This window comes from Pseudomonas sp. GW460-LB5 (assembly GCF_059423245.1).
This window is the reverse complement of the sequence record NZ_JBWKXT010000039.1, coordinates 1-17,113: the sequence shown is the minus strand read 5'-3', so window position 1 is coordinate 17,113 and position 17,113 is coordinate 1. Positions and strand designations below refer to the sequence as shown.

Here is a 17,113-nt window from a genome sequence, read left to right as displayed (position 1 = left end):
CCCCCCCCCCCCCGCTCCCACAATATTCAATCCCCTCAGCGCCCCATCATCTCCCGAACCATACGCTGTTGTTCCAGGATCTCGCGCTGGCGCTGGTCAATTTGCGACGCCAGCGGGAAGTTGCCGCCCGCCCGGCGCTTGGCGTAGTCCAGCTGCTGGATCGCCTGGTCAAAGTCCCCCACCAGGGTGAAGTATTCGGCACGCGCCCGGTGCAAGCCGATGGTATTGCCCGACAAACCCCGCACTTCGGCCATGTCGTACCACACGTCCGGGTCATCCGGACGGCTCTTGATCAACTCGTTCAACACCTTCTCCGCTTCGGCAGGCTTGTTCTGCTTCACCAGCAGGTCGGCACGCACTTGTTTGAGCGGGTAGTTGCCCGGATACAGCCCCTGCATCCGTTCGGCCCGCTGCTGCGCGTCGGCCAGGCGGTTGTTGGTGATGTCCAGGTCGATCTGCGCCAGGTTGTAGGTGATGTCGTTGGGCGCCTTGGCCAGTAGCGGCTTGAGCAGTTCACGTGCTTCGTTCAGCTGGCCACCCTTGATTTGCGCCAGGGCCAGGCCGTAACGCGCGGCGTCCATCTTGGGGTCTTCGTCCAGCTGGGCGCGGAAGCGCTTGGCGGCAAGCCCCGGGGTGCCTTCATAGGTCAGTGCCACCCGTGCGCGGATCAGCTGGTAGCGCATGCTGTCTTCCACGCCACCTTTGGGCGCCTGTTCGGCGCGGTTGCGGGTATCGGCGATACGTGATTCGGTCACCGGGTGAGTCAGCAGAAATTCCGGTGGCTTGGCGCCGTAGCGGTATTGCTGCGCCAGGCGTTCGAACATGGTGGGCATGTTGCGAGGGTCGTAACCGGCCTTTTCCAGGTTCTGGATGCCGATGCGGTCGGCTTCCTGTTCGTTCTGCCGCGAGAAGCGCCGTTGTTCCTGGATCGCCGCGGCCTGGGTGCCGGCAATCATGCCGATACCCGCATCGCCGGCGCCACCGGCAGCCAACACGATACCCGCGAGCAAAGCCGCCATCATCGGCAGTTGCATGCGTTGCTGGGCTTCGACGCCGCGGGCGAAGTGGCGTTGCGACAAGTGCGCCAGTTCGTGCGCCAGCACCGAGGCGTACTCGCCTTCGGTGCGGGCATTGAGAAACAGGCCGCCGTTGACCCCGACGATGCCGCCGGGGGCAGCGAAGGCGTTGAGCTCACGGCTGTCGATCAGGATGAATTCCAGGCGCCGGTCCTGCAACTGGCTGGTTTCGGCCAGGCGGTACACGGTAGTTTCGACATAGTCCTTGAGCTGCGGGTCGTTCAACTGGTTGACCTGGCCGCGCAGCAGGCTCAGCCAGGCACGGCCCAGCTGGTGCTCCTGTTGCGGCGAGACGATCGCGGAACTGGCGTCACCCAGTGATGGCAGGTCGTCAGCATGGCCGGGAAGGGCCATCAGGCAGGCCAGCGTCAGCAGGGTAGGGCGCAGTAGATTCATGCACGAAGCTCGCGTCGATCAAAGATACCTACTGTAGCGGGCTCACACGTTGGCGACCAGTGGCGCTATCCTAGCCGACCCTGTCAAGCAGCAACCTGGCAATGCCTTTGGAGAGCCCCGCGATGAGTGACACCCTGACCTGCGACGCCGAACTGGACGCCAGCGGGCTGAATTGCCCTTTGCCGCTGCTCAAGGCCAAGATGGAACTCAATCGCCTGGCCAGCGGCGCGGTGCTCAAAGTGATCGCCACTGACGCCGGTTCCCAGCGCGACTTCCGCACTTTCGCCAAGCTGGCCGGTCATACCCTGCTGCAGGAAACGGCTGACGCCGGCACCTATACCTACTGGCTGCGCAAGGCCTGAGTCTTTTCCAAGGATCGTCAATGTTCAAAGTGCTTCGCGACTGGATGCAGCGCTACTTCTCCGATGAAGAAGCGGTGGTGCTGGCGGTCCTGCTGTTCCTGGCTTTTACCGCCGTGCTCACCCTGGGCGGCATGCTCGCGCCGGTGCTGGCGGGCATGGTGCTGGCGTTCCTGATGCAGGGGCTGGTCAACGCCCTGGAGCGGCTGCGGGTACCGACCCGGCTGGCGGTGATGCTGGTCTTCGCCTTGTTCATGGGCGCGCTGGCGGTGTTCATGCTGGTGTTGGTGCCGCTGTTGTGGCACCAGCTGATTACCCTGTTCAACGAGCTGCCGGGCATGCTCGGCAAGTGGCAGTCGTTGCTGTTGCTGCTGCCCGAGCGTTACCCGCACCTGGTGTCGGACGAGCAGGTATTGCACGCGATCGAATCGGTGCGCGGGGAAATCGGCAAGTTTGGCCAGTGGGCGCTGACCTTCTCGCTGTCCAGCCTGCCGTTGCTGGTCAACGCCATGATTTACCTGGTGCTGGTGCCGATCCTGGTGTTCTTCTTCCTCAAGGACCGCGAACTGATCGGCCGTTGGGTCAGTGGCTACCTGCCCAGGCAGCGCGCCTTGCTGAACCGGGTAGGCAGTGAGATGAACCGGCAGATTGCCAACTACATTCGCGGCAAGGGCATCGAAATCCTGATCTGCGGCATTGCCACCTACATCGCGTTTATCAGCCTGGGGCTCAACTACGCCGCGCTGTTGGCGCTACTGGTGGGCCTGTCGGTGGTGGTGCCCTATGTGGGTGCAGTGGTGGTGACGGTACCGGTGACGCTGATTGCGCTGTTCCAGTGGGGCTGGGGCGACCAGTTCATATACCTGATGACGGTGTATGCGATCATCCAGGCGCTGGACGGCAACGTGCTGGTGCCGCTGCTGTTCTCGGAGGCCGTTAGCCTGCACCCGGTGGCGATCATTTGCGCGGTGTTGCTGTTTGGCGGGCTGTGGGGGTTCTGGGGGATCTTCTTCGCCATCCCGCTGGCGACGCTGATCAAGGCCGTGCTGGATGCCTGGCCGCGGCAGGAGCCTAGCGTGTCACCGATGCTTTGATGCAACTGGGGCTGCAAAGCAGCCCCCATCAATTTCAAGCCTTGTTCAAGGCCTGGGCAGCCGCCAGCACGGCATCCACATGCCCGGGCACCTTCACCCCACGCCATTCCCGGCGCAGCACACCGTCCTTGTCGATCAGGAAGGTGCTGCGATCAACGCCCATGTATTCCTTGCCATACAGCTTTTTCAGCTTGATCACGTCGAACAGCTGGCACAGGGCCTCGTCTTTGTCGCTGATCAGCTCGAACGGGAAGCCTTGCTTGGCCTTGAAGTTCTCGTGCGACTTGAGGCCATCGCGCGATACCCCGAACACCACGGTGTTGGCTGCGGCAAAGGCATCATGCTGGTCGCGGAACCCCTGGCCTTGGGTGGTGCAGCCCGGCGTGCTGTCCTTCGGGTAGAAGTACAGCACCACTTGCCGGCCCTTGAGCTCGACCAGGCTGACGGTTTGCCCGCTGGTGGCCTGGGCCTGGAAGTCGGCAACGGGTTGGTCGAGTGCTACGGCCATGGTCGGTTTCCTTACATTGGGTTCTGTGGGCGCCATGGCTCGATCAGCGCATCGAGGTTCAGGGCGTCGGCAAAGTCCAGGAACTGGTCACGCAGCCAGCTGATCTGGGTGCCGGCCGGCAGGATCACGGTGAACTGGGCGTTGAGCATGCTGCTGCCGGTCTGCGGTGCCAGGTAGGTGTCGCAGGTCATGGCTTCCAGCTCGACACGGTGATCGAGGAAGAACTGGCACAGCTCGTTGATGATGTCCGGGCGGTAAGCGGCGCTCACATAAGCCACGTAGGGCAGGGCCTGCGGGCGCACCTCCTGGTCGGCGCTGCGCACCACGTCCAGGGTCAGGCCGTGCTTCTTGCCCAGGCCCGGCAGGGTGGACTCGAGGCGCGCCAGGGCGTCCCAGCTGCCGCCCACCTGCAGCACCAGGGCGCTGGTCTCACCGTGGCGGCTCAGGCGCGAGGTGACCACCGCGCAGCGGTTTTCGAAGGCAGCGCGGCTGAGGACGTTGGCCAGTTCCATGGGATTCGGGCCCAAGGCACTGATGACAAGGAATTGTTCGCGAACAGTGGTGGGGGTGGACATGCAGCATTCCTAAAGCGATGAGCGGTCGGTGCAGGACGGTCTGAAGCCTCCTGTCGGCAGGGCCCGGGGCTCGCATGCGAGGTCTTGGACGCTGGCGGGGAGCAAGGTCGACGGCCCGGCGGGCCGCGCTGCACCGATCAAAGGGTCAAGGGTAGCGAAATAAGGCGCCGAGGGGAATGCTCCGCCCGCCTGCTTCGCTTGTGCAAGGTCGATGCCCCCAGTACCATTACCGCTCTCTTTTTCCGGCAGGAGCAGTTACATGATTGCGGGCAGTATGGTGGCATTGGTCACACCCATGGATGCACAAGGGCGTGTTGACTGGGGCAGCCTCGACAAACTTGTAGACTTCCACCTGGAAAACGGCACCCATGCGATCGTCGCTGTCGGCACCACCGGTGAGTCGGCCACGCTGGATGTCGAAGAACACATTCTGGTCATCAAGCACGTGGTCGAGCGCGTCAAGCGCAGCGCCAAGCCGATTCCGGTCATCGCCGGCACCGGTGCCAACTCCACCACCGAAGCGGTGCACCTGACGCAAAACGCCAAGAACGCCGGCGCCGATGCCTGCCTGCTGGTTGTGCCGTACTACAACAAGCCGACCCAGGAAGGCCTGTACCAGCACTTCAAGCACATCGCCGAAGCCGTCGACATCCCGCAAATCCTCTACAACGTACCCGGCCGCACCTCCTGCGACATGCAGGCCGAGACCGTGATCCGCCTGTCGACCGTGCCGAACATCATCGGCATCAAGGAAGCCACCGGCGACCTGGTGCGCGCCAAGGCCATCCTCGATGGCGTCAGCAAGGACTTCATCGTCCTGTCCGGCGACGACCCAACTGCCGTCGAGCTGATCCTGATGGGTGGCAAGGGCAACATCTCTGTTACGGCCAACGTCGCCCCGCGCGAAATGGCCGACCTGTGCGAGGCCGCCCTTGAGGGCAATGCCGAGAAGGCCCGCGCAATCAACGAAAAACTCATGCCGCTGCACAAAGACCTGTTCTGCGAAGCCAACCCGATCCCGGTGAAGTGGGCGCTCGTCGAAATGGGCCTGATGCAAAAAGGCATTCGCCTGCCACTGACCTGGCTGAGCGAAGGCTGCCACGAAAAAGTCCGTACTGCCTTGCGCCAGTCCGGCGTACTGGTTTAAGAGGAAGTGCACCGCATGAAGCGACTGGCTGGTCTTTCCGCCCTTGCCCTGATTATCTCCAGCACCAGTGGGTGTGGCTGGCTGTGGGGCGAGGATGGCTATTTCCGCGACCGCGGCAGCGATTACCTGCAGGCGCACCCGACAGCGCCGATGCAGCTGCCGCAGGACGTCAGCAACGTCAAGCGCCTTGACCCGTTGCTGCCCATTCCACGTAACGTCGCCGATGACAACGTCGCTGGCGAGTTCGAGGTGCCGCGCCCGCAACCGCTGACCGGTGGCGCCGCCCAGGTTACCGATTACAGCCTGCAACGCAGCGGCAGCAGCCGTTGGGTGCTGGCCCAGCATTCGCCTGCCGAGGTGTGGCCAGTGGCCCGCCAGTTCTTCGAGGACAACGGCTTCCGTATTGCCGAAGAGCGCCCGCAGACCGGTGAATTCAACACCACCTGGCAGCGTTTCGACGAGCTGTCGGCATCGCTTGGCCAGCGCCTGGCCAGCACTGCCAGCAGCGGTGACAGCGAAGTGCGTGTACGTGTGCGCATGGAGCCCGGCGTGCAGCGCAACACCTCCGAGGTGTACGTGGTGAGCGTCGAGCGCCCGGCCGGCAGCACTGCCGAGCCTGCATTCCCGTCCACGTCTGCCAACACCGGCGCCGATGCCCTGCTGGTCGACGAAATGCTTGCCAGCATGAACCGCAGCGCCGAGAAGGGCGGTTCGGTGTCGCTGCTGGCCGCGCGCGATTTCGACGCGCCAAGCCGCGTCAGCCTCAGCGAAGACGGCAGCGGCAACCCGGTGCTGTACCTGGGCTCCGACCTGGACCGCGCCTGGTCTGGCGTGGGCCGTGCCCTGGAGCAGGGTGGCGAGTGGCGTGTCGAAGACATCAACCGCAGCCTGGGCCTGTACTACATCAACCTGTCGGAAAAGCCTGACGACAAGCAGAACCAGCCTGGCTTCTTCAGCCGCATGTTCGGCAGCGAGCCGACCAAGGAAGAGCGTGAAGCCCGCGCCGAGCGCTACCAGGTTCGCCTGAGCAAGGTGGGTGAGAGCGTGCAGGTCACGGTCGAGAAAAACATCAACACCGTGGCTCCGGCCGATGTCGCCCGCCGCGTGCTGAGCGCCATTCAGGACCACCTGGGTTAAGTGCGCTTCGCGGTACTCGGAAGCGGTAGCCAAGGGAACGGCACGCTGATCGCCAGTGGTGACACGTTCATCCTGGTCGATTGCGGCTTTTCCCTGCGTGAAACCGAGCGGCGCCTGGCGCTGCTCGGCGTCTCGGCGGCCCAGCTCAGCGCAGTATTGGTCACCCATGAACATGCCGACCACGTGCATGGGGTCGGCTTGCTGTCACGGCGCTACAATGTACCGGTCTACCTCAGCCAAGGGACCTTGCGCGGCATGCGCAAGCCGGTGGAGGTGGCCGGTTTTCTCGCTTGTGGCCAAAGCCTGCGTATCGGCAGCCTGGAAGTGACCGCGGCGCGGGTAGAGCACGACGCCTACGAGCCGTTGCAGTACGTGATCAGCGACGGCCAGCGGCGCTTCGGCATGCTGACCGACCTGGGCTCGTACGACGCGCTGTTGCTGGAACGTTACCAAGGCCTGGATGCACTGCTGATCGAGGCCAACCATTGCCGCGACCTGCTGGCACGCGGTCACTACCCGGTCTTCCTGAAGCAGCGGGTAGGTGGCATGCAAGGGCATTTGAACAATCACCAGGCCGCGCGCCTGGTGCACGAGTTGGGCTGGAGCAACCTGCAACACCTGGTGCTGGCCCACCTCAGCAGCAAGAACAACCTGCCACACTTGGCCCGCCAGTGCTTTGTCGACACCTTAGGGTGCGACCCGGACTGGCTCCAGGTGGCGAATCAGGAACACGGGCTCGACTGGCGCGAAATCGCCTAGCCCAACACCTCAAGCAAGCGGAGCCCAATCATGGAAAAACGCGACGAACTCTACCGCGGCAAGGCCAAATCGGTTTACAAGACCGACGACGCCGACCGCTTGATCCTGCTGTTCCGTAACGACACTTCGGCGTTCGACGGCAAGCGCATCGAACAACTCGACCGCAAAGGCATGGTGAACAACAAGTTCAACGCCTTCATCATGCAGAAACTGGAAGAAGCCGGCGTGCCAACCCAGTTTGACAAGCTGCTGGGTGACAACGAGTGCCTGGTGAAGAAGCTGGACATGATCCCGGTCGAATGCGTAGTGCGCAACTACGCCGCCGGTAGCCTGGTCAAGCGCCTGGGCGTGGAGGAGGGCATCAAGCTCGAGCCGTCCACCTTCGAACTGTTCCTGAAAAACGACGAGAAGGGCGACCCCTTCATCAACGAATCCCACGTTGTCGCGTTCGGCTGGGGCACCGCCGAGCAGCTGGTCGAAATGAAAAAGCTGTCGCTGAAGGTTAACGAAGTGCTGAGCAAGCTGTTCGATGACGCCGGCCTGCTGCTGGTCGACTTCAAGCTGGAGTTCGGCGTATTCCACGGCCAGATCGTGCTGGGCGACGAGTTCAGCCCGGACGGCTGCCGCCTGTGGGACAAAGAAACCCGCAAGAAGATGGACAAGGACCGCTTCCGTCAGGGCCTGGGCGACGTAATCGAAGCCTATGAAGAAGTTGCCAAACGCCTGGGCGTGCCGCTGTAAGCGGCCCGTTCACGCAAGCGCCTGATACCACGCGATTTTTTTTAAAAAAAGGTTTGCGTTTTAAAAGAACGCTGGTATGATGCGCGGCATTGGAGAGATGCCGGAGTGGTCGAACGGGACGGATTCGAAATCCGTTGTACTGGCAACAGTACCTAGGGTTCAAATCCCTATCTCTCCGCCATATTAAAGGCCCCGAGCGCTGTATAGCCCTCGGGGCCTTTTTCATTTGGGGGAATTTTGGGGGAATGGGGGAGCGTGTATTTCCCCCAAGCGTTCGCTATCATTTCCCCCATGGCCTACTACGAGAAGCGCGGGGACGCCTGGCGCGCCCAGATCCGCCGCAAAGGATATCCAACCCTTTCCGCCACCTTTGACACCAAGGCAGAAGCCCAGCGATGGGCCGCCGAGATCGAAGGTGATATGTCGCGTGCGCGTTTCGTCGACATGCGCGAGGCCGAGAGCACCACGCTCGCCGAAGCCTTGGACCGGTACCTGTCCGAGGTGACCTCGACCAAGAAGGGCGCCAAGCAGGAACAGGTCCGCATCAAGAAGTGGAAGGAGCACAAGCTGGCCAGTAAAGGCCTGGCTGCGATCCGTTCGAGCGACATGGCCGCGTACCGCGATGCTGAGCTCAAGGAAGGCAAGTCCACCGCGACAGTCCGCCTCAATCTGGCGGTGATCAGCCACCTGTACACGGTGGCCACCAAGGAATGGGGTATAGAAGGGCTGACAAACCCGTGCCGGGCGATCCGGATGCCAAAGGGCAGCAAGGAAAGGGATCGACGCCCGACGCCGGCGGAGCTCACCGCGCTGTACAAAGCGGCCGGCCAGATGAATGCCCAGCTTCCGGTGTTCATTGAGCTGGCGGTGGAGACCGCGATGCGACGCTCTGAGCTGCTGTTGCTGCGCCGCGACCAGGTGCGCGGCAAAGTGGCCTACTTGGAAGACACAAAGAACGGTGAGAGGCGCGCGGTACCGCTGTCCTCCCGGGCGGTCGCCCTGCTGGAGGGGCTGCCCACGCCGATAGGTGGCGGCCGGTACTTCAACCTGGCGCTTAACACAATCAGCAACTACTTCCCGCGGGCCTGTGTGGCTGCAGGGATTGAAGGTCTACGCCTTCACGACCTTCGCCATGAGGCGACCAGTCGTTTCTTCGAACGCGGCTTCACCATGATGGAAGTCGCGAGTATTACTGGGCACAAGACCCTGGCGATGCTCAAGCGCTACACGCACCTCAGCCCGCAAGATCTCGCTGAGAAACTCGGTTAACAGAAACAGGGAAAGTTAAGTTGTCTTTCAAGCCAATTGATGCATCTGGCGCGTGCTTCACGCGCTGCAACTTACTCATGCTATCTACTTTTGAGCCTGATCAGGGGCATGTGAAAGATGACATATGTCGTTCTGTTCTTGTGATGGCTGTAAGTGCGGTCGACTCATACATGCACTGGCTTATTTACGACAAGCTGGCTGATGTGAGAAAGGGGGATGATCTTCCGCCAGCGTTGGCAAAGCTTGCGGTCCCGTTCTCGAGCCTGGCGATGTTGGCTGACTCGGTAGTTGAGAACAGGGCAAAGATCCGCCCATGGGTGCAGGTCAAGAATGCTATGCAGAAGAAGCTTCTTTCAGAGACTTTTCAGTCATTTGAGCAGCTCGGTGTTGCGATGTCTATGGCGGGCATTACCGGCGGATGGAAGAAAATTTCGGAAAAGCTTGGAGAGCCACCGGCAGCGATAAAGTCGCGGCTCAATCATATAGTCCACAGGCGAAACCAGATTGTTCATGAGGGTGACATCATGAGGAAATCGAGGCCTCGCCACGTGGTGTTCAATGACATCAGTGTTGAGCAGACAGTTGATGACGTCGACTGGCTTCAAGATCTGATCAAAGCGATGGATCATATCCGCTAGGCTACCCGTAGCGACGGAGGTTCTTTGCGCTTCCGTCCAGGTTTCGAGCTCTTATGCTCCCCATCCCGAAACTCGCGCAGGAACTTGCGCACGTCCTCCTTCAGCCAACAGTGGCGGTTGCCCATCTTGAAGCTCTTGGGCAGCCATGGCACGCCACGGCGAATCCCCTCCCTAATCGATGCTTCGGTGCGGCCCAGCAGCTTAGCCAGGCCTTCAACCGTCAGCACCTCGGTTTCTTCGCTCATTCCTTCCTCCTGACCTGACGCGTCAGGTTCTGGTTGTCACGGTGACCTGTCACGTCAGGTTCGTTTTGCTGGCGGCAGAGCAGGCTTCGACTCAATGAACGAGCTGGCCGAGTGTTCGCCGCCAATGTGGCGGAAGTAGTCAATCTCAACCTTTGCGCTTTCAATCAGTACGCGGCTGATATCCGATACCGACTGGGCGCGCTGAACCTCTTTGGCCAAGTTGTCGTCATCGGCCTCTCGCACCGCTTCGAGCTGGGCGAATAGGTGGTCGCGAAGGTCGCTGAGCTTATTTTTCATTCCTGGTCTTCCTCTTGATCTCTTTTTTCAGTTCGTTTTGCAGGTGGAGAATGTCAACGATCTCCTCCGGCAGGCCTTTGTAGTGATGGTTGTTGCGCAACTGGTGCTCAGCACGCGTGCGCAGGCATAGGTTGGCCAAGCTCGTGTTCTGCACGTCGCCGTCTTTGGCTGCCACGACCATCCCCTCTGGAACAGGGCCGTTGGCTTGCTCCCAGGTGTGGATATGAAGCGGTTTCCACACGTCGGGCTGCGCTACCTTGATAAGCGTGTACCGGCCCTTGCGGTGGGTGGCTCCAACCGGTCTTGGATCCTGGCCAATCTGACCCCCTTTGGCCTCCAGCCTGGCAAGCATGATTCGTCGATGCGTTTCCGATCTGTGGGCATCGGTCTTAACCAGCCCAAACAGGGCTGCCCGCAAGGTGATGGCTGTCTTTGTCCGCCCAGGCAGTAGCAGGCAAAGCTCCTTGTTGGTCTTGGTGGGATAGAGCAGGCGAAGGAGATCATCCTCTGCCCCGGTCCAACGCTTGACTGGCCCGCGCCTAGTCATGGGCCACTCCGGTCTGTAGCTCTCCGATCACCGATTGGATTCCGGCCACATAGCTCCCTGGCCGGCCTTCGGTAGCGCCGGACAATCGCTCAACCACCACGTCGACCGGTGAGCCACGCAGTGAGGCGACCAAGTCAATCGCCCAGGTCCTTGCTTCCAAGTACATGAAACGGTTGATGGGGCCGGCCGGAGTCAGCGCCGCGCTGGAGAGCTTGCGGGTGGGTTCTACAACATGAGCCGTCGAGACCTTTGCAGCCGACCTCGATACGGCCGAGTTGGCCCGCCCACGACCCCGCTTGAGCCCCATCGATTCGAGGATTTCCTTCGCTGCCTGGCTGATATCTCGCTTGCTCATGATCGCCCCCGGAAGTGGTCGGCCAGAACTCGTCGCCCGTCCAGGCCGCAGGCAGTGGACAGGTCGAGGACCTGCCCAAAAGTTGTTTCTCGCTGCTGCAGTGCGTCCCACAGCAGTAAGAGCAGGCCGGCCTGGCTCATGGCTCCTGCTCCCGAGGCTTTTCCGCATGCTGCGCCTGGTCACGATCAAGCAGCCTGTCGATCCGAGCTAGGAGCATGTCGCGATACTCGATGTTGACCAGGTCGTCGTTGATGTAGGCGATCGCCTCACGCAGCAGTTTGTCGGCTTCCTGTAACTGGGTCTCACGCTCTTCCAGCTTGGCCTGCAAGTCTCCCTCGCTGACGCCGGCGATTACTGCCAGCCCTCGGCCTGCTGAGACCAGATCACCCAGCTTGGTGAAAGGCAGGATGCTCTTGAGTGGGCCTGCTTCGCTGGCGCGCAGCACCAAGGTGATACGTTCAGGAGCCGACATTCTTACCTCCGGTAGCGGCCTGGAATCCGGCTAAGAAAACCAAATAGTCACCATGGGTGCGGTCGTCGACGAAGCCGCTCACCGGACCTTTTTTCAGCTCGGATTCGCTGGCGCCGATCGGATTAACGGCAATGAACAGGTCGCGAGGATCGACTGACGCTGCCGCGGCCTCGGAGCTTGGCGCGGTGGATGGAAGATCGTCGCCCTGGGCACGAATGCGCTCGAAGATTTCCTGGCGATGCACAGACACGCCGGCTGGGGCCTCGACCCCGACCCGGGTTTGCATACCCTTTACGCCGAGAATGGTGACAGCGATATCGTTGTTAATGCGGATGGTTTCGCCTACGCGGCGGGTGAGGATCAACATAATCAGAACTCCTTGTGGGGGAGGGCGACGATTGCCGCCCCTCCATTCACTGCGTGGTGCGCAGCTCGTTGCGTGGCACCCAGCCGCCGGTGGTTTTCACCATGCAGCCGACGTAGGGCGCGAACTTGGTGTGCCGCTCGGTCTGGTAGCCGTACCATTGGCACGATCCCCAGTTCACAGCGGCGGCGACTGCGAGCACGCACAGGGCGATCCCTGCAACTGCGCCCAGGCCGATGTGCTTGCGCTTCAAGCCTCGATACCGAAGTCTTTGGGGCGCAAGCCCAGCTGCACACCAACCTCGGCCAGGACCTTCAGTTCTTCGGGGCTGATGTTTCCGTCGCCCTCGGCAACGGTGATCATGTTCACGAACACCTCCTCGGCATCGAGAGGGTTATTCTTGATGTCTGCGATCTCGCGCATGATGTTCATGCGCCCCAGGCGGAAGCCGGCCTGCAGTTGCTCGGTGAAGAGATTCACGGTGGTGGTGATCTCTTGGCCGAAGTGCTCCAGGTTCTTGTTTGCCCGGATTTGAATGTCGATCTGGGCCGCCTCGTTCTTGCTGATCTCGCCGTCAGCCGCCGCCACCAGCAGGCAGCCACCGACGATGGCTTGCATCAGGTCACGGTTTTCCAGCTTCTTGACTGCACGCTTGGCGCCGAACAGTTTCTTTCCAATACCGAACATGGGTCTTTCCTCTTGGGTTGGTGGAGCTTTCTTCAGGCAAGCCGGTGGCCTGCCGCGTTTGTTGGCTTTCGCAAAATCGGGGCTGGATCAGGTCAGGCTGGCAGCGTCACGCCACCGCCAAGGCGCACTCAGCGCGCCGGGTTGCAACTCGGGTTTCAATCTTTCTCTCGCCGCTATTGCCGCCACGGCGGACGCGCATTGCATGGTCGTCACCGATAATTCCTTGGATAGCCATGATCAGTACCAGTGCGGCGGCGGCAGAGCTGATCACGCCGCGCCGAAATGCTTCAGCTACCATGCTGGCGCGATTTGAGACGCCAAGTTTGTAGAAGACCCGCTCAACTGATTTTTTCACGGTTCCAGGTGCGCATCCCAAGGCGCGAGCAACTTCCTTTCCAGACATTCCCGAGCAGATCGCCAAGGCTGTTTTCAGCTCTTGTTCCGCTAGAAGTCCCGTTGACCCCTGCAGGTTGCCGAAGTAGATGATTCCGTTCATGGGGGCGCTCTGAGATGGTTGGTATGGATTGCATTTAAGCGTGCTAAATCAACCCAGTCAAGCATGCTAAATATTTTTGTTTAGCTTGCTTCATCTGTGAGTCAAAAAAAGGCCCGCATTTGCGGGCCTTTTCTCAGCTATCGCAGTATCCACTCCAGGCGATATGGAAGGCGCCATCTCCTACTTCCTCAACTTTGACTCCTGCAGTCGAAGCGATCTCATTGATGACCCGGCGCCAGTCCCTGGGGTCTTCATCCTCAAGGCGACGGACAGTTACGCACTGCAAACGTTGAACCTTAGGATCTGACACAAGGTCGCGGATCCTGTGGCCGATGCGCTCGTATGTGTGAGGCGTAGTGGTGGTGAAAGAAGGGGAGGAACGCATGCCATATTCCTTGCGGCTACTGTATTTATGTACAGTATTTGGAAGGGTGACGGATGGCAATATCCCCCCAGAAAAATTCCTGGGGGCGACGGATGAAGGGTTATGTAGCCTGAAGCGTCTAGAGCTTCTGTAGGGCTCGAACGACTACGCCAACGATACGGCAGTCTTCCGTGCATACCTCTGTGGGATAGGCCGGATTGAGCGGTTTCAAATATTTCCGGCCACCATCTTCGACCAGCTTTTTGAAAGTGGCCTCGTTGCTGTTCCCAAGCTTGGCGATCACCAGCTTGCCATGGAATGCATCTGCTTCGGTGTCTACCAGAATGAGGGTGCCTTCAGCGATGGTTTGCCCGATCGGAGAGGTCATTGAGTCGCCTTTGACCTCTAGCCAAAAGGCTGGACCTTTAGCCTGGTAATCGGATATTTCATAACGATCCGAAAAGCCCGGAGGGAAGGGCTCAACGGCCTCGGCCCAGGCCCCAGCTGCTACCCAGCTGATTACTGGGTACCGGTACATCAAGTTGGGTTGCGCAACAGGGCGCACGTTCGCCTCTGGATGACCTTCTTGCTCAGGCCCCTCCCCAATCGCCAGCCACTTAGCGTGAAAACCTGTCGCCTTCGCCAAGGCGTAGATGTTCTCGGGTTTCATGCTTTTGCTCTCCCCGCTCACCCACTGCGATACCGCAGAAGACGACACACCGCAGGCTGCAGCGATTTCGCTTTTTCGTTTGCCACTGGCCGCGATGGCCTTGGCTATGCGTTCGTATCTTTCCATGACGAAATATTAAGCACTCTTGAGTTAAGCATGCAGCTTGCTAAAAAAACGGTTGCTCCGATTTATTTAGCTTGCTTTAATCCTCCCTATAACCGGAGGAACGCTTAGTGAACACAGATCAAGCCGTCGCGCATTTTGGAAGCAAGAAGAAGCTAGCCGACGCGCTTGGCATCTCACCTGGAGCTGTGACGCTCTGGAAGAACGTGATCCCGCACCTTCGGCAGTACCAGATTCAAACAGTCAGCGGTGGCGCCTTAACGGTAGACGGGGCTATGACCGTGACCGCAGATGAATCATGCGCCTCCGAGGATTTGAAATCACCTAAGCCCAACGGCTCTGTATGCCTATACAGTGAATCGAGGGTTGCCCAATGATTTACCTGTTCTTCCTTTTCTGGTTGTCCGGATAGTTTTCATCGGGCAACAAAAAACCCGGCTGGCCGGCCGGGTTTCTTAACCAGTCCCCTGCAAGGGACCTTCTTGAATCTTCGTCACTTGGAGACGATTCGATGCACCCAAAAAATACCACCTCCGAAATTCCAAATCAACATTTGCCAACGTCAACTGGCGCCTGCCAGCCTGGCGGCGGCCTAGCTACGGACTTCACCCAAGCCCAGCGCGAAGTCGTAGTCGGGCTGCTGATCGCTGAGCGAAACCATGCTAGCCGTTGGTGGACCTACCTTTCGGAAATGCGTCTTCTCAGCCAGTTGCCTGACTGGGTGGTTGATCAGGAGGTCGGACGCCATGTGGATTACGACCGTTGGGTCGGTGATTGCCAGGCTACCAATCACAAATTGCTCGGCTTTGAAGGTCACCTCAACAACTACGGTGGTACCGGGTTGTCGATTATCGACCTCGAAGGGCGCGCGCCCCAGAAATCTACCTCTCCAGTCCGTGGAGCGGGAGGTGATGCATGCTAACCGTGCGCACCCAACTGATGCCGATCTCAGTTGCCGGCGAGATCGTCCAGGACGTAACCCTCACCGCCGCCGAAATCGCACGCTTCAACGAAGCCCGCGAGTCATTCAAGTTGATCAAAGCTCTGTACTGGGCGCATGTCGTGCCTTCACTCGGGGGCTTCGATAATCCTGTAACTGGCGAGCTTGAGCGTCTGTTTGAGCGTGTCGTCTTCGACACTCGAAATTTCCTGTATCCACACCGCAACGCAGCCGCCTTCCATGACGCAAAGTATGTGGGAGGTGCTGAATGAATCTGTCCATCTCAACTGACAGCACCATGCCCAGCACGCAGCTGCGCGATCTGATCAACGATGCTCGTGAGCAGGCTGGCGAGCCGAAGATCCGCAACGATCAGCTAATAGCCAAGATCGAGGACGAGCTTGAAGGTGAACTGGGGGTATGCAGAAAAATTGCACACCCCCAAAGCGGGGCGCTGATGGACTGTTACGACCTGACTCGCGACCAATGCCTTCTGGTTGGAATGCGCGAGTCAAAATCTGTCCGGCGTCGCGTCACTGAAAAACTCAAAGAGATGGAAGGGTCTGCGCCCCGGCCCATGACCCAGGCCGAGCTGATCGCTGCCAGTGCAAACCACCTGGTGGCGATTGAGCGGAAGCAGGCGGAGCAGCAGCAGGCTCTGGCTCAGGTGGAGGACCGCACCAGCCGGCTGGAGCAGGTCCGTTATCTCGACTCCGTGCCCAGCGGCTTCGAGACCATCACCACGATTCGCGAACGCATCAACAATCGCCATGGCCTTCCAGCCTGGGTGGTCAACGCGGTGATGCGTGAGGTGTCAGGGGCCCCGCTGCCGTTTGCCATGGTGCGCAGTCGTCACTCCGAAGAAGGGGGCCAGCCGTTCGCGATCTGGCCCAAGCCGGCGATCACGCGCCGATTTGACCAGTTCGTAGAGCAATGCGCGTACGTCACTTCCGAGCGTGCAACCCACCCGGAGATCCCGCAGGGGCGATTCAAGATCAACCCGAGGTTGTCGCAATGACCGACAACGTGATCCAGATGTTTGGGCGGAAGCCAACTGATCCGGTGGTGATCAATGAGGCGTACTTCGAACCATTGACCAACGATCAGCTCGCGTACCGGGCCTGGACCCACTGCGACTTGGCTGAGGAAATCTTCTTCTCGGATGAGGCAGAGGAAGACTCCCTACGCGAAGCCAAGTTTGAAGTGCTCATGGCTCAGTGGGCTTTGCGGGTTCTGGTTCGGCGACTAACCGGATTCCCGGCCCTTGAGCTCCGGGAACAGGTGAATCAGGCGTTCCTTGAACGGCTCGCAATCGATCAGGACGGGCTGGCCTCAGCGACTGAGCCAGACCCTGCCAAGTCTGTGGTGATGTGTCCATGGCCCAGCTACGCCGGGGCTCGACATTTGACTGAACGCGAACGGTGGGTGGTTTACAGCACAGCCAAAGCACATCGAGCCGCTTTGGAAGAGCAGGGCATCGCCATAGCTGAACCCTACGACCAGTTTGTCCAGCGGATTACCGCTGAGTTGGAGATTTGACCCATGAGCATGGAATTGATGGTCAAGGCCATGAAGACCAAGGTCGGCAACCCGCTGCGCAAGCTGGTGCTGATCAAACTGGCGGACAACGCCAGCGATCAAGGCGAGTGCTGGCCGTCGTATCAGCACATCGCCGATCAATGCGAGATCGCGCGCTCGACCGTGAAAACACACATCCGCGAGCTGGAGAAAGCTGGCCTGGTGCGCCGGGAGTTCCGACGCAACGGTGAGTTGAACCAGTCCAACGTCTTCCACTTGAACCTTTGGGGTGGGGCGGCAGATGCCCTAGGGGGTAGGGCGGCAGAAACCCACCTG

The 17,113-nt window shown here is 60.2% G+C and carries 28 protein-coding genes, 1 tRNA gene and 1 pseudogene; 15 read left to right on the top strand and 15 right to left on the bottom strand.

All coding sequences use genetic code 11. The annotated features are described in order from the left end of the window. Nucleotides 1-35: 35 nt before the first annotated feature. A complete protein-coding gene (locus AC07XM_RS21255; RefSeq protein WP_016488642.1) occupies nt 36-1,472 on the bottom strand; it encodes a M48 family metalloprotease in 1,437 nt (478 codons plus the stop codon). 122 nt (nt 1,473-1,594) lie between these two features. Between AC07XM_RS21255 and AC07XM_RS21250 the strand changes: the two genes are divergently transcribed. Together AC07XM_RS21250 and AC07XM_RS21245 are read left to right on the top strand one after the other, a co-directional pair. Next, the gene (locus tag AC07XM_RS21250) at nt 1,595-1,834 is read left to right on the top strand and encodes a sulfurtransferase TusA family protein (RefSeq protein ID WP_016488641.1); all 240 of its coding nucleotides are present in this window, start codon (nt 1,595-1,597) and stop codon (nt 1,832-1,834) included. A gap of 20 nt (nt 1,835-1,854) precedes the next feature. Then, nucleotides 1,855-2,925 carry an AI-2E family transporter gene (locus AC07XM_RS21245; RefSeq protein ID WP_016488640.1) on the top strand — a complete coding sequence of 357 codons (1,071 nt, stop codon included), beginning with the start codon at nt 1,855-1,857 and terminating at the stop codon, nt 2,923-2,925. A gap of 34 nt (nt 2,926-2,959) precedes the next feature. On the opposite strand, the gene AC07XM_RS21240 is transcribed toward AC07XM_RS21245, so the two are convergent. Beyond that, complete coding sequence (locus AC07XM_RS21240) at nt 2,960-3,433, bottom strand: peroxiredoxin (RefSeq protein ID WP_102689816.1); 474 nt, start codon at nt 3,431-3,433, stop codon at nt 2,960-2,962. An 11-nt stretch (nt 3,434-3,444) separates the two neighbouring features. Beyond that, a complete protein-coding gene (locus tag AC07XM_RS21235) occupies nt 3,445-4,008 on the bottom strand; it encodes a glycine cleavage system transcriptional repressor (RefSeq protein ID WP_016488638.1) in 564 nt (187 codons plus the stop codon). 259 nt (nt 4,009-4,267) lie between these two features. Here AC07XM_RS21235 and dapA point away from each other — a divergent pair, with 259 nt between their 5' ends. The 7 genes from dapA to AC07XM_RS21200 all read left to right on the top strand — a co-directional run bounded on the left by dapA (nt 4,268) and on the right by AC07XM_RS21200 (nt 9,699). After that, complete coding sequence (gene dapA, locus AC07XM_RS21230) at nt 4,268-5,155, top strand: 4-hydroxy-tetrahydrodipicolinate synthase (protein ID WP_016488637.1); 888 nt, start codon at nt 4,268-4,270, stop codon at nt 5,153-5,155. A 15-nt stretch (nt 5,156-5,170) separates the two neighbouring features. Further along, nucleotides 5,171-6,292 (top strand): NlpB/DapX family lipoprotein, encoded by a 1,122-nt coding sequence (gene bamC, locus AC07XM_RS21225; protein WP_016488636.1) that lies wholly within the window; start codon nt 5,171-5,173, stop codon nt 6,290-6,292. Further along, complete coding sequence (locus AC07XM_RS21220; protein WP_016488635.1) at nt 6,293-7,051, top strand: MBL fold metallo-hydrolase; 759 nt, start codon at nt 6,293-6,295, stop codon at nt 7,049-7,051. It abuts the gene before it with no gap. A gap of 30 nt (nt 7,052-7,081) precedes the next feature. After that, entirely contained in the window at nt 7,082-7,792 is a 711-nt protein-coding gene (gene purC / locus AC07XM_RS21215; protein WP_011535129.1) for a phosphoribosylaminoimidazolesuccinocarboxamide synthase, read from the top strand. 91 nt (nt 7,793-7,883) lie between these two features. Next, a tRNA-Ser gene (locus AC07XM_RS21210) sits at nt 7,884-7,973 on the top strand. Between the two features lie 110 nt (nt 7,974-8,083). Continuing rightward, the gene (locus AC07XM_RS21205; RefSeq protein WP_102689815.1) at nt 8,084-9,061 is read left to right on the top strand and encodes a site-specific integrase; all 978 of its coding nucleotides are present in this window, start codon (nt 8,084-8,086) and stop codon (nt 9,059-9,061) included. Nucleotides 9,062-9,081: 20 nt separating this feature from the next. Further along, nucleotides 9,082-9,699, top strand: coding sequence for a HEPN domain-containing protein (locus AC07XM_RS21200; protein ID WP_146024543.1), 618 nt, complete (start codon nt 9,082-9,084; stop codon nt 9,697-9,699). On the opposite strand, the gene AC07XM_RS21195 is transcribed toward AC07XM_RS21200, so the two are convergent. The 12 genes and pseudogenes from AC07XM_RS21195 to AC07XM_RS21140 all read right to left on the bottom strand — a co-directional run bounded on the left by AC07XM_RS21195 (nt 9,696) and on the right by AC07XM_RS21140 (nt 14,322). Further along, a complete protein-coding gene (locus AC07XM_RS21195) occupies nt 9,696-9,944 on the bottom strand; it encodes a helix-turn-helix transcriptional regulator (protein ID WP_102689813.1) in 249 nt (82 codons plus the stop codon). The genes AC07XM_RS21200 and AC07XM_RS21195 overlap by 4 nt on opposite strands. A gap of 54 nt (nt 9,945-9,998) precedes the next feature. Further along, on the bottom strand, nt 9,999-10,241 hold the full coding sequence (locus tag AC07XM_RS21190; protein ID WP_012315790.1) for a hypothetical protein: 243 nt from the start codon (nt 10,239-10,241) through the stop codon (nt 9,999-10,001). Continuing rightward, nucleotides 10,231-10,788 (bottom strand): HNH endonuclease signature motif containing protein, encoded by a 558-nt coding sequence (locus AC07XM_RS21185; RefSeq protein WP_102689812.1) that lies wholly within the window; start codon nt 10,786-10,788, stop codon nt 10,231-10,233. Before AC07XM_RS21185 ends, AC07XM_RS21190 begins: the two co-directional genes overlap by 11 nt. Beyond that, nucleotides 10,781-11,143 carry a hypothetical protein gene (locus tag AC07XM_RS21180; RefSeq protein WP_102689811.1) on the bottom strand — a complete coding sequence of 121 codons (363 nt, stop codon included), beginning with the start codon at nt 11,141-11,143 and terminating at the stop codon, nt 10,781-10,783. The genes AC07XM_RS21185 and AC07XM_RS21180 overlap by 8 nt, the downstream gene beginning before the upstream one ends. Next, the gene (locus AC07XM_RS21175) at nt 11,140-11,283 is read right to left on the bottom strand and encodes a hypothetical protein (RefSeq protein WP_172455950.1); all 144 of its coding nucleotides are present in this window, start codon (nt 11,281-11,283) and stop codon (nt 11,140-11,142) included. Before AC07XM_RS21175 ends, AC07XM_RS21180 begins: the two co-directional genes overlap by 4 nt. After that, nucleotides 11,280-11,615: a hypothetical protein gene (locus AC07XM_RS21170; protein ID WP_102689810.1), complete on the bottom strand. Its 336-nt coding sequence runs from the start codon at nt 11,613-11,615 to the stop codon at nt 11,280-11,282. Before AC07XM_RS21170 ends, AC07XM_RS21175 begins: the two co-directional genes overlap by 4 nt. A 187-nt stretch (nt 11,616-11,802) precedes the next feature. After that, nucleotides 11,803-11,982: pseudogene (gene csrA, locus AC07XM_RS21165) on the bottom strand (carbon storage regulator CsrA); the annotation flags it as partial. Between the two features lie 46 nt (nt 11,983-12,028). Then, a complete protein-coding gene (locus tag AC07XM_RS21160) occupies nt 12,029-12,232 on the bottom strand; it encodes a hypothetical protein (protein ID WP_102689808.1) in 204 nt (67 codons plus the stop codon). Next, nucleotides 12,229-12,666 carry a tellurite resistance TerB family protein gene (locus AC07XM_RS21155; RefSeq protein WP_102689807.1) on the bottom strand — a complete coding sequence of 146 codons (438 nt, stop codon included), beginning with the start codon at nt 12,664-12,666 and terminating at the stop codon, nt 12,229-12,231. Before AC07XM_RS21155 ends, AC07XM_RS21160 begins: the two co-directional genes overlap by 4 nt. Before the next feature lie 106 nt (nt 12,667-12,772). Continuing rightward, entirely contained in the window at nt 12,773-13,162 is a 390-nt protein-coding gene (locus AC07XM_RS21150) for a response regulator transcription factor (protein WP_102689806.1), read from the bottom strand. 133 nt (nt 13,163-13,295) lie between these two features. After that, the gene (locus AC07XM_RS21145) at nt 13,296-13,547 is read right to left on the bottom strand and encodes a DUF1654 domain-containing protein (protein ID WP_102689805.1); all 252 of its coding nucleotides are present in this window, start codon (nt 13,545-13,547) and stop codon (nt 13,296-13,298) included. Between the two features lie 118 nt (nt 13,548-13,665). Continuing rightward, nucleotides 13,666-14,322 carry a LexA family protein gene (locus AC07XM_RS21140; RefSeq protein ID WP_102689804.1) on the bottom strand — a complete coding sequence of 219 codons (657 nt, stop codon included), beginning with the start codon at nt 14,320-14,322 and terminating at the stop codon, nt 13,666-13,668. A 107-nt stretch (nt 14,323-14,429) separates the two neighbouring features. Between AC07XM_RS21140 and AC07XM_RS21135 the strand changes: the two genes are divergently transcribed. From AC07XM_RS21135 to AC07XM_RS21110, 6 genes are all read left to right on the top strand, one after another. Next, nucleotides 14,430-14,696: a Cro/CI family transcriptional regulator gene (locus tag AC07XM_RS21135; RefSeq protein ID WP_102689803.1), complete on the top strand. Its 267-nt coding sequence runs from the start codon at nt 14,430-14,432 to the stop codon at nt 14,694-14,696. A gap of 134 nt (nt 14,697-14,830) precedes the next feature. Beyond that, nucleotides 14,831-15,241 carry a hypothetical protein gene (locus tag AC07XM_RS21130; RefSeq protein ID WP_146024542.1) on the top strand — a complete coding sequence of 137 codons (411 nt, stop codon included), beginning with the start codon at nt 14,831-14,833 and terminating at the stop codon, nt 15,239-15,241. Beyond that, nucleotides 15,235-15,531: a hypothetical protein gene (locus AC07XM_RS21125; protein ID WP_102689801.1), complete on the top strand. Its 297-nt coding sequence runs from the start codon at nt 15,235-15,237 to the stop codon at nt 15,529-15,531. Before AC07XM_RS21130 ends, AC07XM_RS21125 begins: the two co-directional genes overlap by 7 nt. Then, the gene (locus AC07XM_RS21120) at nt 15,528-16,277 is read left to right on the top strand and encodes a phage antirepressor (RefSeq protein WP_172455951.1); all 750 of its coding nucleotides are present in this window, start codon (nt 15,528-15,530) and stop codon (nt 16,275-16,277) included. Before AC07XM_RS21125 ends, AC07XM_RS21120 begins: the two co-directional genes overlap by 4 nt. Beyond that, the gene (locus AC07XM_RS21115) at nt 16,274-16,798 is read left to right on the top strand and encodes a hypothetical protein (protein ID WP_009685273.1); all 525 of its coding nucleotides are present in this window, start codon (nt 16,274-16,276) and stop codon (nt 16,796-16,798) included. Before AC07XM_RS21120 ends, AC07XM_RS21115 begins: the two co-directional genes overlap by 4 nt. 3 nt (nt 16,799-16,801) lie before the next feature. Then, nucleotides 16,802-17,113: helix-turn-helix domain-containing protein (locus AC07XM_RS21110; protein WP_146026080.1), on the top strand; the 312-nt coding region annotated here is incomplete at its 3' end.